This window comes from Sulfurimonas sp. (assembly GCF_026991475.1).
In the GTDB taxonomy this organism is placed as follows: domain Bacteria; phylum Campylobacterota; class Campylobacteria; order Campylobacterales; family Sulfurimonadaceae; genus Sulfurimonas.
Map to the genome: position 1 here is coordinate 41,708 of NZ_JALXBK010000072.1, position 16,274 is coordinate 57,981.

At 34.6% G+C, this 16,274-nt stretch carries 11 protein-coding genes; 7 read left to right on the plus strand and 4 right to left on the minus strand.

Annotation, left to right across the window (positions count from 1 at the left end; translation table 11 throughout):
* Nucleotides 1-18: 18 nt before the first annotated feature.
* The 6 genes from MV589_RS05920 to olsF all read left to right on the plus strand — a co-directional run bounded on the left by MV589_RS05920 (nt 19) and on the right by olsF (nt 8,883).
* Entirely contained in the window at nt 19-1,077 is a 1,059-nt protein-coding gene (locus tag MV589_RS05920; protein ID WP_297432991.1) for a quinone-dependent dihydroorotate dehydrogenase, read from the plus strand.
* 41 nt (nt 1,078-1,118) lie between these two features.
* The gene (locus MV589_RS05925; protein ID WP_297432993.1) at nt 1,119-2,369 is read left to right on the plus strand and encodes a M16 family metallopeptidase; all 1,251 of its coding nucleotides are present in this window, start codon (nt 1,119-1,121) and stop codon (nt 2,367-2,369) included.
* A gap of 105 nt (nt 2,370-2,474) precedes the next feature.
* Entirely contained in the window at nt 2,475-3,224 is a 750-nt protein-coding gene (locus tag MV589_RS05930; RefSeq protein WP_297432995.1) for an outer membrane lipoprotein-sorting protein, read from the plus strand.
* Nucleotides 3,224-4,843, plus strand: coding sequence for a hypothetical protein (locus tag MV589_RS05935; RefSeq protein WP_297432997.1), 1,620 nt, complete (start codon nt 3,224-3,226; stop codon nt 4,841-4,843). Before MV589_RS05930 ends, MV589_RS05935 begins: the two co-directional genes overlap by 1 nt.
* Nucleotides 4,844-4,852: 9 nt before the next feature.
* Nucleotides 4,853-7,141: an efflux RND transporter permease subunit gene (locus MV589_RS05940; protein ID WP_297432999.1), complete on the plus strand. Its 2,289-nt coding sequence runs from the start codon at nt 4,853-4,855 to the stop codon at nt 7,139-7,141.
* Entirely contained in the window at nt 7,135-8,883 is a 1,749-nt protein-coding gene (gene olsF / locus MV589_RS05945; protein ID WP_297433002.1) for a bifunctional ornithine lipid synthase OlsF, read from the plus strand. Before MV589_RS05940 ends, olsF begins: the two co-directional genes overlap by 7 nt.
* On the opposite strand, the gene MV589_RS05950 is transcribed toward olsF, so the two are convergent.
* From MV589_RS05950 to MV589_RS05965, 4 genes are read right to left on the minus strand one after another with little or no spacing between them, the layout of a single operon-like run.
* Nucleotides 8,872-9,489 (minus strand): helix-turn-helix transcriptional regulator, encoded by a 618-nt coding sequence (locus MV589_RS05950; RefSeq protein ID WP_297433003.1) that lies wholly within the window; start codon nt 9,487-9,489, stop codon nt 8,872-8,874. The genes olsF and MV589_RS05950 overlap by 12 nt on opposite strands.
* Before the next feature lies 1 nt (nt 9,490).
* Nucleotides 9,491-10,873: an HlyD family type I secretion periplasmic adaptor subunit gene (locus tag MV589_RS05955; RefSeq protein WP_297433004.1), complete on the minus strand. Its 1,383-nt coding sequence runs from the start codon at nt 10,871-10,873 to the stop codon at nt 9,491-9,493.
* A complete protein-coding gene (locus tag MV589_RS05960; RefSeq protein ID WP_297433006.1) occupies nt 10,870-13,050 on the minus strand; it encodes a type I secretion system permease/ATPase in 2,181 nt (726 codons plus the stop codon). Before MV589_RS05960 ends, MV589_RS05955 begins: the two co-directional genes overlap by 4 nt.
* Nucleotides 13,034-14,329 (minus strand): TolC family outer membrane protein, encoded by a 1,296-nt coding sequence (locus tag MV589_RS05965; protein WP_297433008.1) that lies wholly within the window; start codon nt 14,327-14,329, stop codon nt 13,034-13,036. The genes MV589_RS05960 and MV589_RS05965 overlap by 17 nt, the downstream gene beginning before the upstream one ends.
* Before the next feature lie 197 nt (nt 14,330-14,526).
* On the opposite strand from MV589_RS05965, the gene MV589_RS05970 reads away from it, so the two are divergent.
* Nucleotides 14,527-16,274, plus strand: a 1,748-nt coding sequence (locus tag MV589_RS05970) for a VCBS domain-containing protein (RefSeq protein WP_297433010.1), incomplete at its 3' end; no start/stop codon positions are given.

Sequence of the window (16,274 nt, forward strand, 5' to 3'; positions counted from 1 at the left end):
TTAAATAAGTGGATGATTATGCTAAATTATGATTTTATAAAACCATATCTTTTTAAACTGCAACCAGAAAATGCACACCATGTTGCAGAGTGTGTGCTGCGTTTACCAAATATCTGTCAAATTCCTTTTAACCCCTTTTTAGAGTCTCATTTTATAACAGATGACTCTCTCAAACAAGAGATTTTTGGTCGTACATTTTACAACCCAGTTGGACTTGGCGCAGGATTTGATAAAAATGCAACAATGATACGCGGCATCCAAATACTTGGATTTGGTTTTACCGAGATTGGGACAGTGACACCAAAACCACAAGCGGGAAATCCAAAACCAAGAATGTTTCGCCATGTAGAAGAACAGAGCATTCAAAACGCAATGGGCTTTAACAATGATGGAGCTTACAAAGTTGTAAAACGCCTTAAAAAACGCTACCCATTTACAACGCCTATTGGTGTAAACATTGGGAAGAACAAAATCACTCCTGAAAAAGAGGCCATAAACGACTACACGCACCTTATCAAATCTTTTGATGGTTTGGGAGATTACTTCGTTATCAATATCTCTTCACCAAACACTCCAGGATTGAGAGATTTACAAAATGAAGAGTTCATCACTAAACTTTTTTCTGAGGCTAAAAAGCTTACTGATATGCCAATTTTACTCAAAATCGCTCCGGATATGGAAGTAGAAGATGCAGTAGCACTTACAAAAATGGCTGTTGAAAAAGGGGCAGATGGTATCATCGCTACCAATACAACCATAGACTACTCACTTGTAAAACATCCTAAAAGCATCGGTGGACTTAGTGGTGCAGTGCTTAAAGAGAAGAGCTTTAAAATCTTCGATGCAATAGCAAAAGAGCTTTATGGTAAAACAGTGCTTATCTCTGTAGGTGGCATTGACTCTGCACAAGAGGCATATAGACGTATAAAAGCAGGTGCAAATCTTGTCCAAATTCTCAGCGGCATCGTGTTTCACGGACCAGATATGATAATGAACATAAACAAAGAGCTTATAGAACTTCTTAAAGCAGATGGGTTTAAAAACATTACAGAGGCAATAGGAAGCGACAGAAAATAATGAAACTTTTTTTAACAATACTACTAATAACAGGAACACTAATGGCATCATCACTACCAAAGTATGAGACAAAGACTCTAAAAAATGGACTACAAATTGTAGTTATTCCACTCAAAAATCATTCAGATGTTATCTCAACAGACATCTTTTACAAAGTGGGAAGCCGTAATGAAGTAATGGGAAAAACAGGCATTGCACATATGCTTGAACATATGAACTTCAAAAGTACAAAAAATCTTAAAGCTGGCGAATTTGACAGAGATGTTAAAAGTGTGGGTGGTGTAAACAATGCCTCAACAAGTTTTGACTACACACACTACTTCATAAAATCAAGCAGTGAAAACCTTAAAACTTCTGTAGGTCTTTTTGCAGAACTTATGCAAAATCTTAGTCTTAAAGATAAAGAGTTCCAACCAGAGAGAAATGTTGTTATGGAAGAGAGACGCTGGAGAACAGACAACTCACCACTTGGCTATCTCTACTTTAGACTCTTTAACAATGCCTATATTTACCACCCGTACCACTGGACTCCTATTGGATTTGCAAATGACATCAAAACATGGACAATTGAAGACATAAGAAAATTTCACAAAACCTACTACCAACCACAAAACGCTGTTTTAATGGTTACAGGCGATGTTAATCCTAAAGATGTTTTCAAAGAAGCAAAAGCCGCGTTTGGGAAAATAAAAAATGATGGCAAAATTCCTAAAGTAAAATTTATAGAACCAAAACAAGATGGTGCAAAAAGAGTGATTATTCATAAAGATAGCGAAGTTGAGATGCTTGCAATCACTTTTCACATTCCAAACTTTAAAGACCCTGACCAAGTAACCCTTAGTGTTATTTCTGAAATTTTATACTCTGGAAAAAGCTCACGACTCTACAAAGATTTAGTAGATAAAAAACGTCTTGTAAATTCTATTTATGCCTATAATATGGAAAATACCGATCCGGGACTTTTTATATTTATGGCAACTTGTAATCCAGGCGTAAAAGCAGAAACCGTAGAAAAAGAGCTTATTAAGCAAATAAACAAAATGAAAACAACAAAAGTGACAAAAGCGGAGCTTGAAAAAGTAAAAATAAATACAAAATCTGATTTTATTTACTCCTTAGAGAGTTCAACTTCTGTGGCAAATCTCTTTGGAAGCTACCTTGTGCGTGGTGATGTTAAACCACTTCTTCATTATGAAGAGGATGTCAATAAAATTACTCCCCAAAAAGTACAAGAAGTTGCAAACAAATACTTCGACTTCAACACTTCTACTACAGTTATTTTAAAAAAATAACACAGAAAGAGCATCTCTGCTCTTTTTTTAACCATCTTATATAAAAAAATCTAATACAACACGATATAATTCTATAACTTTTTATTATAAGGTGGAATTATTTCTATGCTAAAAACTCTCATTCTCGTTGTTCTATCCATTAACCTCTTTGCCATCACAAACCAAGAAGTGGCAAATAAATGTGAAGCTGTTATGAAAGGCTTCAAAAGTTCTAAATCACAAATGCAAATGACACTCATCAATGCTAATAAACAGAGACGCTCGCGCGATATGAGCATGATGACACTAGAGAGTTCTAAAGGGAACAAGTCACTTATGACCTTTCTCTCTCCCGCAGATGTTAAAGGAACTAAATTTTTAAACCATGAACACATTAACAAAGACGATGACCAGTGGCTCTACCTTCCTGCACTTAAGCGTGTAAAGCGTATTGCTTCAAGCAGTAAGTCGGGTTCATTTATGGGTTCAGAATTTTCTTACGAAGATTTAAGCTCATTCAATCCAAAAAAGTACATCTTCAAAGGTGATGCAAAAGTCGGCACACTTAATGGCAAAAAAGTCTACATTGGAGAGCGTACTCCAAAGAGTAAAAATTCTGGATACACAAAAGAGGTCTCTTATGTCGATGCCAAAACTTTTCTCATTCAAAAAGTGGACTACTATGACAGAAAACATGAACTACTTAAAACTGCCACCTTTGACAAATACAACAAAATAGATGGCAAATGGCGCGTAGTCCAGATGACAATGGTAAATCACCAAAACCATAAAAAAACCATTCTTGTCTGGAAAAATGAAAAAATAAAACTCCATCTCAGAGACAAAGATTTCAATAAAAGAGTGTTGAAAAGATAATGAGATTTTTACTATTTCTCGTTATTTCTACGCTAGTGTTTGCTAAAACGCAGGAGACCTGTTACACCGTACAGTTAACAAGTTTCAAACTCAAAAAAAACTCCACTTATAATTTTAAATTACATAACTATCCTGATTCTTGCAAACTTCTCAAAATAAAATCAATATATGCTATACGCTGCGGATGTTACAACCATTATGGAGAAGCCAAACATGAACAAAAAAAGCTCTCTAAAGATTACAACGGCAGTCTAATCATCAAAACATATAAATATAGATTTAAAAAGCCTATACCTAAACGCAGTGAAGTAAAAGAGCAGACAATTCCAAACGCAGCGCCGCCACCTGTTACAAAAGAAGTTTCACAACCCTTTAAAAAGAAAAATGTAACCATAAGCGCAGTAGAAGAGCCTAAGAAACCCAGTTTTATGGACTATATGTCATACAGAGGAGATCTTAACTGGATTACACAGTCTTATCTTATTGCACCAAAAGATAAAAATCCTGAAAATATTACACTAAACGCAGACCTTGAAGCTACCTACAAAAAAGATGCCCTGCAGCTGCACACAAAAATCAAACTCCAACAGGATTTGAATGACCTTGAGAGCGCTGCAAAAGATACACATAGAAGTTATGCGCGTATTGATGAGCTTTATGGAGAGTATGAGTTTGATGACTCTCAAGTGCTTGTGGGAAAAAGTATCCGTTTTTGGGGCGCACTGGAAGTACGAAATATTGCAAATGTTTTCAACCCTTATGATTTGCGAGCCGATCCATTTTACAAAACCAAGCTTGGTGTCATTAATGCAGAGTACACGCGTTATACCGAGACAGGAGAACTCTCTTTTATAGTACAACTTTACGAGCAGCCACGTGAAATGTCGGCATATCCTTATGTCTACTACTACTTTCCAAAAGACATCACCTACTCTAAAGATCTCAAAACGCAACATGGTCGCTACCGTCCAAACATCTATGTAAAGTATTCTGATTCATATGAGGGTGATGCTTATTCACTTGATTACAATGTCATTTTTCAAAACGGCTATGATTCACAGCGCTACTACACCACACACCTTACAGCGAACAATGAAGTAGAGACAAATGAGCATGCTTACCTTGTCAACAAATTTATCACTTATGACACGCTGGTCTCAGGTGCGACACTCTACAAACTCGAAGCAATTTTCACAGATGTTTTGAACAACGACCAAATCTCTGACTACTCGCATCTTGGTTTAGGGGTTGAGCATACCATCCCTCAAGTTTATGATGAAGCTGATTTGGGACTCCTTGCAGAGTACTATAGCTATGACACCATAGATGGTTCTAAACGCAACGACCTGCAACTTTTTGAAGTCTTTCAAAACGACCTCTTTTTAGGAGTACGATACAGCTTTAACAAAGGCGATGACTCAACTATTGTCGGTGGGGGTATTTTTGACCTTGATTATGATGAAGATGTTTACTACTTTGAGTACAACACACGCATAGCAGATAGCTATAAAATCACTTTTGACTACCGTTATATAGAGCCATCAAAGCACTATGCGACCGTATTTAATCTTATGGGAAGACACCAGAGAATCAGCCTTAAAGTCGGCTACTATTTTTAGAGGATAAGCATGAAAACATTTGTAAATTTAATAATTAAACTAAGATGGTATATTGTAATTTTAATTCCTCTCATCACCATCGTACTTGGCTACCAGCTTAAAAATGCCCAGTTTGACGGCTCATACAGAATATGGTTTGAAGAGGGTTCACAAACACTTAAAAAGTATGACGCTTTTAAAAACACCTTTGGCAATGACGACTCTATCATTATTGTATTTCATGATGAGAAAGGTGTTTTTAATAAAAAAGCACTGCATGTCATCGACAGACTGACAAATGAACTGTGGCAAACGCAGTACATAGCACGAGTAGATTCTCTTACAAACTACCAGTATGTACATAAGAGCAAAGAGGATGAAGATGAGATTTTGATTGGAAATTTCATCAAAGAGATTAACACACTTACACCAAAAGAGCTGCAACAAAAAGAGAAGATTGCCCTGCATGAAGACCTGCTAGTAAATCGCATCATCAGTAAAGATGGTAAAACCACAATGATAGTAGGACGACTAAACCCTAAAGCAGGTGTAACCATAGGTGCATCCAAACACATTATGAAAGACATTAACAGGTACATCGCCGATGAAAATACAAGCGGCTACACTTTTCATCTTGCAGGCGGTCCTGTTGTAAATACAACATTTAGCACTTTAGCACAGTATGATGTAAAAACTTTTACTCCCTTAGTTATTCTCATTGCCATGCTTATTTTATGGCTGATTTTTAGAAAACTCTCTGGTGTGATTTTAACACTTTTGGTAGTGATTTTTACCTTTATCATCGTGCTTGCTGTGCAGACAATGCTTGGCTACAAACTCAACAACTTTACAGCAAATATGCCTGTTTTTATCATCGCTATTGGCATAGCCGATGCGATGCACATCTTTTGGGTCTATCTCTTAGGGCGCAAAAATGGCATGGATAATTACGAAGCTATTTACAACACGCTTAGTAAAAATATGCTTGCTACATTTCTCACCTCGCTGACTACAGCCATAGGTTTTGCTTCGCTTGGCATTTCACACATTGTACCCATTAAAACACTTGGAATTGCTACTGCAAACGCAGCGATGCTTGCGTTTGTGCTAACCATTCTTTTTGTACCTGCAGCTTTAGCGATTTTAAACATCAAAGTAAAAGAAAAACCGACAAAAGATGACAAAGGCATTAGTGAATTTGCAAAAAAATATGCAAAGTTCATTCTTCGTAACGATACAAAGATTATTATCGCAACTTTCATCATTGCCTCTAGCATAGGTTTTGGTTTGACAAAGCTCAAGGTGGACTCAAACGCAGTGAAGTACTTCAAAGAAGATGTTCCCTTTAGACAGACTGTAAAAATTATCCAAAAGAGTCTTACCGGACCATTAAGCTATGAAATAATTATAGATTCTAAAAAAATGGATGGCATTAAAGACGCTGCGTTTATGAAAACAGTTGATAAATTCTCAAAAGAGTTCATTGCACAATTTCCAAACGCAAGGCATACCTCTTCACTTGTAGATGTTGTCAAAAAATTTAATGAAGTCATCAACTCTAGTAAAACCATTCCAAGTTCAAATGCTCTCATAGCACAGTACCTTTTACTCTACTCACTTTCATTACCACAAGGAATGGAAATAAATGACAAAATGGATGTAAACGAGCAACTGCTGCGTTTAACAGCCTCTATGAATGTAGCTGACAGTTCACAAGATCTCAAGCAGATAGCTTGGATACAAAAATGGTGGCAAAAAACTCCCTACTCCGTTGAAGTAGATGGTCAAACAGCCATGTTTGCACATATGCAGCATGATGTAACAGATACACTCATAAACTCTCTACTGCTCTCTATTGTGGTGACCTCTTTTGTAATGCTGCTCATATTTAGAAGCATCAAAATGATACCACTCTTCATCATTCCAAATGTCCTGCCTATTGTACTTGTCATTGGAGTAATGGGATGGCTGGGAATTAGCATAGATATAGGAGTAGCTGCTTCTGGCGCTATTATCTTGGGTATTGCCATAGATGACACCATACATTTTTTAATCAAATATACAGAGGCACGCAAACGAGGTCTCTCTCTTGAAGAGGCACTTGCATATGTCATGCACTATGCAGGTTCAGCAATGATTTTAACGACTCTCGTCCTTAGTTGTTCATTTATTGTTTTTGTATTTTCACAATTTATGCTCAATGCAAACTTTGGACTTATTACCGCCATTGCACTGCTTATTGCCGTAGCAATTGACTTGCTACTACTCCCAGCTCTCATCAGTAAAATGGAAACAAAAAAGAAGGAAAAAACATGTTAGATATTGAAAAAGCTTACAATAAAAATTTTGCAAAATTAAATGAGAAACTACCAAAAGGTGTCAATAGATTTTTTATTAAGATGTTGCAAAGACTCTTTCATGAAAAAACATTCAACGATATACATGCAAAAAATCACTATAAAACAAATTTAGACTTTGTAGATAGTATGGTAGAAAATTTGGGTATTCGTTATATGGTGGAACCAAATGAACTTGGCAACATCCCATCAATAGGACGTGTTTTAGTCATTGCAAACCATATAACCGGAGCATCTGATGCTTTTACACTTGTACAACTTATTGCAAATGCAAGAGAAAACAGAAAAGTAAAATTGATGGTGAATGGAATGTTGATGGGTGTCAAACAAGCAGAGGGCATACTCATTCCAGTTGACAACATTAGCGGAAATATTACAAAAAAGAGTTTTCAAGCCATAAATACAGCGCTGCAAAATGAAGAGGCTGTTGTCATTTTTCCTGCTGGAATAGTAAGCAGACTCAGTTGGCAGGGCATTAAAGATTTACCATGGAAAGCAAGCTTTTTAAAAATTGCAAAAAAAAATCATACACCTATTTTACCTATACGCATAGAGGCAAGAAACAGCATACTTTTTTACCTTGTTTCACTCATTTTGCCAATGAAGTTTAGCGGACTCATGCTACCAAGGGAGTTCGCAATATCGGGTACATTACCACCACTTCATTATCACATAGGAAAGGTCATTCCTCCTGCCTCTTTTTGCGATAAAAAAATACAAATCAATGAGTATGTAGAGATGTTCTATAAGCACCTCTACAACTTAGGTACAAAAAAAGGTGAGCTACTACAAACACAAAACACCATCATTCCTACCACGAGTAAAATGCTGCTCAAAGCCGAGGTAGCACGTGCTGAACAACTTGGACGCACATCAGACAATAAACGCATTATATTGGCAGATGTCGAGCATACTACTTCACTTATTCGTGAACTTGGACGCGCAAGAGAAATCTCCTTTCGTGCTATTGGTGGAGGAACAGGAAAAACAAAAGACAATGACCTCTATGATGACTATTATAAACATCTCATACTTTGGGATGATGAAGATTTAGAGATTGTCGGAGCATATAGAATTGGTGAAACACAAGATATTGTAAAGCATAGAGGAATGCAGGGCTTATACACATATAATTTTTCTACTTATGACAAAAATTTTCAAAACTATATTGACAAATCTGTGGAACTTGGACGGAGTTTTATCCTACCAAAATACTGGGGTTCACGAGCATTAGACAACCTCTGGCAGGGTGTAGGTGCATACCTTGCAAAACACCATAACATTATATATACCTATGGTACAGTTACCATCAATGCAGATACACCAAAAAAAGCAGTAGCAGCACTTGTATACTTTTACTCACGCTATTTTTCTTCTCAAGAAAAAATCATGACAGCTAAAACACCATATATAATGAGTGAAAAATACAAAACAGAGTTTGATGCACTCTTTCATGCTCCAACATATAAAGAAAATTTTATCATTTTAAAGCAGTATCTAAAAAGTTTAAATACTGCCATACCTACACTTTTTAAACAGTATACTGAGCTTTATGAAGAGGGAGCCGTACGCTTTTTAGACTTTAGTGTAAATGACGCTCTCCACGGTGTTGTAGAGGGATTTATTATGGCGGATAACTCAAAAATGAAAGAGTCTAAACGCAAGAGATATATAAAAAAATATTTAACAAACTTACCCCAGTAATAAAATGAGAGAAACACGATCACTTACATCTGCTTTTTGAAATATATTTCTTATATGACCTTTAACAGTAGAGAGTGCGAGTTGTTCTTTGTAGGCTATCTCTTTATTTGAAAGTCCCTGTGCTAAATAACTTAAAATTACATGCTCTTTATTCGTCAACTCTTTGACAAAATCTGGCTCTTTATTCTTCTCTTTATCATTCTCTTTTATAAAACTGTTTATGATGTATTGCGTTAAATCTAAAAAAAACCAGTTCTTTCCATTCTCCACACTCTCCACCATTTGAAGTAAATTTACTTTATGTATAAAACTATTTTCATATCCCTTAATATTTTTACCTATCAGCTTCACTGCATGGTCCACATCAGGAAAATTATGAAATAAAAGTAAATCAATATGAGTAAAAATAGCTAAATTTTCTAATACTTCTTCTATATCACTTACACTCTGTTCATCAAGCATAACAATGGTTTTTTCATCAGTTAAACGAAGATGTTTAATTAAATTTTCAAACTCTTCTATAGTCGTAGTACTATATCCATCTAAGGCATTCTTCCAATGTTTTTCAATTGCAGATGAATTAGTAAAAATTATAATATTTTTCATTTTAGCGCTCACTTAATGTATTTATAAACGCTCTGCGAATAGGCTTAAGTATATAATCTAATACAGTCTTTTTCCCCGTAATTATATCAACATCAGCTGTCATACCGGCAATGAGCTTTAACTTATTATCTTTGGTTCCCAAATAATTTTTATTTGTCTTTATCTTAACAAGATAATAGCTTTTTTTATCAATCTTATCGACAATAGTATCAGCACTAATATGTGTCAGAACACCATTCAATGCTCCATAAATAGCAAAATCATAAGCAGAAAATTTTATAATAGCTTTTTGTCCTGGGTATAAAAAGGCTATATCAGAAGGTCGAATTTTTGCTTCTACTATAAGGTTGTCTTGTGAAGGGACAATTTTTACAAGATCCATTCCAGGTTTAACAACACCACCAATAGTATTGACTAAAATCTGATTAATAGTTCCATTAACAGGAGAGCGTATAAAACTACGTTTTACCTTATACTCTTGTGCAATATTCATTTTACTTATGCGTTCCATCTCTGCTTTTGTTTTATTATAATTCTCTTTTGCAGCATTCTTAAACTTAAGTTTCACCTCTTTAATATTGTTTTTTTGCTCTTCAATAATGGAGATAAGTCTTGGTATAGAGAGCTTTATTGCCTCTACTTCTCCATGTAAACTTCCTGCCTTTCTTTGAAGCTGAAGAAATTCAACTTCAGAAACAATACCTTTTTTTACTAGCGGTTTATTGATTTGAATCTCTTTTGCTAGAAGTACATAATTTGATTTTAACTGCCTTAATTTAGCTTCTGCCTCTTTTCTTTCTGTTCTTTTTTGACTTAGACGACGTTGATAAATACGAATATTATTATTTAATTGTTCTTTATTAGTCAAATAGAGTGACCTTTCATGCTTAAATAATTCAGGAGCTATTTTCGAGAGTTTTTTATTAATTTGAAAAGGTTTACCAGAAGACTCTGCAATTAAGCGTATACTTTTTGCCCAAAGTTCATTGTATCGCAACTGATTTTCCATATACTTACTCTTAAAATCTGTATCATCTATTTTAAGAAGAATTTGTCCCTTTTTAACATTTTCACCCTCTTTTACAAGTATTTCATTTACTACACCACCCTCTAAATTTTGCACAATTTGTAATTGCTGTGAAGGTATAATTTTTCCTTGACCTCTCGTTAAAGCATCAATTTTAGCATAATATGCCCAACCTATAAGCCATATTACAATAATCGCGGCCAACCAAAGAATAATACGTGTTTTCATTTTTGTCTGCATTAATATTGCCGCACTGACTGAATTCATATATTTCAAATCATCTTCATCTTTGACAGAAAATTTTTTTAAATCTTTTTTATTGTAAGGAGATTCAACAAATTTATCATGCAAACTCATGCTGTTAATCCTTGTTGGTTTACTTTTAATTTTTGTAAAACATCCCGATAAGTACCATCAATTAGTATCTTCCCTTGTTCAAGTAAAATAAGCCTTTTAGTAATTTGCAAAAGAGTATTTTTATGAGAGACCAAAAGCAATGTCTTATTTTTTTGATACTCTTTAAGATACTCTATAAATTTTGCTTCACTTGTACTATCCATTGAGTTAGTTGGTTCATCAAGCAGTAAAATAGGAGTCTCTCTAATAAAAGCTCGAGCAATAGAAATAGACTGTTTTTGTCCACCAGACAATCCATCTCCTCTCTCTAGTACCGGCATATCAAAACCTAGTGGATGAATATCAACAAATGTTTGAGTCCCACTGATTTGAGATGTTTGTAAAATTTCATCATCATTAGCATCAGGAGCACGTACAACAATATTTTCTTTTAGTGTACCTTTAAAAAGAATGGTATCTTGAGGGACATAAGAAATTTCATTTCTCAAATCTGCAGGATCTATCTGCTTAATATCTATGCCATCCATCAGTATAGAACCTTCATCAGGTTCATAAAGACCTAAAATAAGTTTTTCTATACTTGTTTTTCCAGAGCCATTACTTCCAATGAGACCAACAGATTCTCCAGGGTTAATTGTAAAACTAACATTGTCCAAAACTTTTTTCTCAGTTCCAGGATAAGTAAAACTAACATTTTGAAACTCTATTTTTCCTTTAAAAGATGGACGTTGTACAAACTTCTTACCCTCTTCTCTCTCTACTGGCATTTTCATAATATCGTCAAGTACTTTATAGGCAGTCTTCGTTTGTTGAAAATTTGATACGAGAGAAGCAACTTGTGCAAGTGGTGCCAGCGTACGTGAACCAAGCATCACAACGGCAATAAGTCCACCAAGACTTAAAGTCTTCTCCCCAATTGCATAAACTCCACCAATAATCATAAAAACAGTATTGATCTGAACTACAAAATTGACTACACTAGATATAGAATTAGAAAGAATTTTAGATTTCAGACCTTTTTGAGAGACATCACCCGTTGCCTCTTCCCATTTCCATTGTGAATGTCCACTAATGCCCAATGCTTTGATGGTTTCAAGTGCCGTAAGTGACTCTATTAAAACTCCATTTTTACGTGCAGCAGCTTCATAAGTACTCTCAATGCTCCTTTGCATAGGATTTTTAATAATTAAACTATAAATAACAATAATAGAAGCACTAATCAATGGAATGGCAACTATCCAGCCACCAATAAGGTAGATAACAAAAAGAAAAATAAGCGCAAATGGAAGATCAATCATTGTTGCAATAGAAGATGAAGTAAAAAAGTTCCTAATAGTGTCAAAATCTTTAAGATTACTGGCAAAAGAACCTATAGAGTGCGGCCGATGTGACATTTTTATATTTAAGACCTGTTCATAAAGGATTGAAGACATAATTACATCACTCTTTTTAGCTGCATTCTCTAAAAAATAAGAGCGTAAAAATTTTAAAATTAAATCAAATACATATATTACAATTATACCACTTGCAAAAATCCACATAGTATCAAGTGCATTATTTGGCACAACCCTATCATAGATATTCATAGTAAAAATAGGTGTCGCAAGAATAAAAAGATTAATAAGCAAAGAGGCAACAATCACATCAAAATAAATTTTCTTTGAATATGCAATAGTGCCCCAGAACCAATGCTTTTTCTCATGTTTCAAAATTTTTCTGTGAGCATCTTTATAGTGATGTTCAGGTTTGAGTAAAAAAGCAAAATTAATATACTCTTTCTCGAGATCTTCAACTTTTATCCAGCTAGCACCCTCACCTATATCAGGTAAAATAATTTTTGCATACTGTCTATTTGAACTAATTTCTACCAATATACATGCATTCTCTTTTTCATCATCCCCTTTAAGTATAAGTATGACTGGCAATAAAAGAGGGGATATATCTTTAAATGCATAGCCAACTAACTTTGAAGTAAACCCAGCACGCTTTGCTGCTCTTGAAAAAGCAGATTTTGAGGCTTTTTCATTAAGAGAAAAGAGCTGTGGAGTGACCCTTCCCGGTTCTACAGGTAAATCTGCAACAAGAGCATCTGCAGAATATGGTCTATTATAGAGTTTAGTAAAAAGTACCAAACACTCTAAAACAGGATCCTTATATTGACTATTTGACAGAGACATTCATTTCCTCTAACATATTATTTATATATGTTAAAAGCTTATAATATGAGAGATAATGTTCATATTTTGCTTTAACAAAACGATTTTTCGCTGAATTATATTCAAGTTCTATATTTAACAAATCTACAATACTTCTTCTTCCAAGATTATACTCTTGATGATAATCCTTAACAGTCTCTTTACTTGCTTCAATCTGTTGTGTTAAAAAAATCATCTGTTCTTTTGTTGAATTATATGTTTGCCATGCAGTTTTTACATCTGCTATAACTCTTCTTCTTAAATCTGCCAAAATATCTTGTTTCTCAAGAAGTTTATATTTGTTTGACTCTACAACCGCCTTATCTGAAAACCCTCGAAATATATTATAACTTAAAACTGCCTGTGCACTGTATGAATCTTCCGTATCGTATGGATTATTTACATTTGTAACAATACCATTGAGATTTTTATGCCAATAACTTTGTAGTTTTAGATCAACTTTTGGATAATAACTTGCTTTAGATTGCACTACTAATGCTTGTGCCGATTTAATATCTGCATGATTCATAAGTAACTCAGGATTTCTCTCAAGGGCTATTTTTATTAACTCCCCTATATTTTGTGTAGGTAATTTATCTATTGATGGTTCTTCAAAACTATTTGGATTTACTTTTATATCAAGAATTTTTTGAAAAGAAGTTATAGCATTTTTATAATTTTGTTGAGCAAAATAGAAGTTACTTTGAGCATTTGCATAACGTGACAGCGTCTGTTTATAATCAGATTTTCTAGCTACCCCAGCATCAACTCTCTCTTTTATCTGTGCAAGATATTTCTTATGTACTGCAACATTCTTTTTAGCAATTTTTGTCAAATACTTATTTTTAATGATATTAATATACGCAGCTGCAGCGTCAAGGGCAGTATTATTGATTACATTTTGTACATTTTTTTCTGCAGAAACAATTAACGCTTTTTGCTTATCAACACCACTTTGGGTTTTAAAACCTTCAAAAATATTCTCACTCACAGTACCTGTCATATTTTGAGTAGTATTTATAACGGTATCTCTAGAATTTGAAATCATTCGACTTCTCTCTCGCCCTGCAGAATAGTAGAGATCAACCGATGGTAAATAGCCAGACTTCTCTTTTGTTAAAAGCGTTTTTTCACTACTTAAAACAGCTTTTTTAACATAAATTTTAGGGTTAGTCTCAATAGTTTGTTGCACTACTTGAGAAATAGTTAATGCACTCAACAACGATGGGAGAGTAAGAGCCGAAGCAATTATATATCTCATTTTTAAATCCTTAATAGTGTGAATTTTTATTTTCTCAATAATTAATTATAACGCAATATATTCAAAAGTATACTTAAAAAAAAACTAAAAATAAAATCTAAACCCATCATAGATCAAATGTTCTCATACTAAAGTACTATTTACAAATTTCATTTTCAATGTTATTATATCAAAAATAATAATTAAAGGTGTTTATTGTGAATACTCCAGCATATATGTCTAATCCGTTGCACAAAAGAGTTGTAGGTAAAGTTGAATTAAATTCTTCAGAATCTGGTTATCTAAAAAATGTAGAAATAGTTGAACCAGATGGAACTACTCGACCAATAAAGAATGGAACACTTGTATATGAAGGAGATCAGATATCCAGTCAGGATGACTCTGTATCTTTTGATATTAAATACTTTGCACATCCTGAACCTACAGAATACTCTGGGGTTTTCACTGTATTAGTGGATAGTTCTGTATATCACGTTGCCAATGCCAATGAACAAGCTATTAACAGTACTCCATTCAATATAAATGATACAGCTACTGGTAATGAACCTATAACTACATATTCTACTCCTTTTTTCGAGACTGAGACAAATCTCCCTACTGACGACTCTCCTGTAAATCAATCTCCACTAGTTCAGACGACATTAACATCAAGGACAATATTAGCAGAAGAAGCCACAACAGATACTCCAACAGCTGAGAGGGAACCTTTACTAAGCCCTCTTCAACAAGGTACTCCCGATAGTACTGCTCCAGTAATAACTTCTGAGCCCATCATTGTATATGATGAAAACAATACAGCACCAGTCATCCAAGTAACAAGCACTGATGCAAGCAATGTAACCTATTCTCTTGAAAATGGATTAGATAGTGCCCTCTTTACACTAAATGATACAACTGGAACTTTATCTTTTATTCAACCTCCAAATTATGAGCATCCACTTGATCAAGGTAGTGACAATCAATACAATGTAAATATTACAGCAACAGATACTCATGGAAATTCAACTACTGAAACTCTATCTATTTACATTAATAATATAAATGACCAACCAATTGTAAATAATGTAGATATAACAGTAAGTGAAGATTCATTAACTTCAATACCTGATGATAGTGGTATAAATGTTCTTTCTTATAGTGGTACCCTCAATGTAAATGATGAAGATACAACAGATACACATACTTTCTCTAAAGTAGAGAATGCAGATTTAGGACTTACAGTAACATTGCCTCAGACAGATTCACATCTTTTAAGTCTCTATCAAGCAGCACAAGCAGGTTCTTCTACTGCGTTTAGCGCTCTACAAGGTGCATTTGAAAATGTACTTCAAACATCTTTAGCTACAGCTCTTCTTGGTTCAAGTAATACTCTTACGACATTAGCACAAGATATACAAGCTACAACAAATATGACAGAACTTAATAATGTTCTTACAAACTCATCGGTTCTTGATCTCAGTGAAGTCCAAGATGCTAATGGAAACCTTACAGCTATTGATATAGCACTCAATGCAGATGCAGCACAAACTGCAGGATTAGAAGAAGCTGGTGCATTAACCATTACTGTAGCACCAGATGGAACATATACTATTGTTTCTCCTCTCTTAGACAGTTTAGGTGCTACAGAGAGTGCACAAATCACTTTTGCCTACAATGCTACAGATAGTTCAGGAGCTGCAAACGCGACAAGTGAAGTTGCAACTGTAACAGTTGAAGTCACAGGCACAAACGACGCACCAGTTGTTCTACCAAACTCAACAACAACAGCGGCTCTTACAGAAGATACAGATACAAACGCAGTAGCAATGCAAGCATATACAGCTACTACTACAACAGATACTCCAGACCATACATATACTATTACACATAATGGTGGAGCACTAATGATAGGTATGCAATCAGATTCATTTGATACATTCCTAAAAATCTATGATGCAAATGGAGA

Coding starts and splice junctions, on each gene's coding strand:
- MV589_RS05920 (WP_297432991.1), top strand. CDS start 19: ATGCTAAATTATGATTTTATAAAACCATATCTTTTTAAACTGCAACCA.
- MV589_RS05925 (WP_297432993.1), top strand. CDS start 1,119: ATGGCATCATCACTACCAAAGTATGAGACAAAGACTCTAAAAAATGGA.
- MV589_RS05930 (WP_297432995.1), top strand. CDS start 2,475: ATGCTAAAAACTCTCATTCTCGTTGTTCTATCCATTAACCTCTTTGCC.
- MV589_RS05935 (WP_297432997.1), top strand. CDS start 3,224: ATGAGATTTTTACTATTTCTCGTTATTTCTACGCTAGTGTTTGCTAAA.
- MV589_RS05940 (WP_297432999.1), top strand. CDS start 4,853: ATGAAAACATTTGTAAATTTAATAATTAAACTAAGATGGTATATTGTA.
- olsF (WP_297433002.1), top strand. CDS start 7,135: ATGTTAGATATTGAAAAAGCTTACAATAAAAATTTTGCAAAATTAAAT.
- MV589_RS05950 (WP_297433003.1), bottom strand. CDS start 9,489: ATGAAAAATATTATAATTTTTACTAATTCATCTGCAATTGAAAAACAT.
- MV589_RS05955 (WP_297433004.1), bottom strand. CDS start 10,873: ATGAGTTTGCATGATAAATTTGTTGAATCTCCTTACAATAAAAAAGAT.
- MV589_RS05960 (WP_297433006.1), bottom strand. CDS start 13,050: ATGTCTCTGTCAAATAGTCAATATAAGGATCCTGTTTTAGAGTGTTTG.
- MV589_RS05965 (WP_297433008.1), bottom strand. CDS start 14,329: ATGAGATATATAATTGCTTCGGCTCTTACTCTCCCATCGTTGTTGAGT.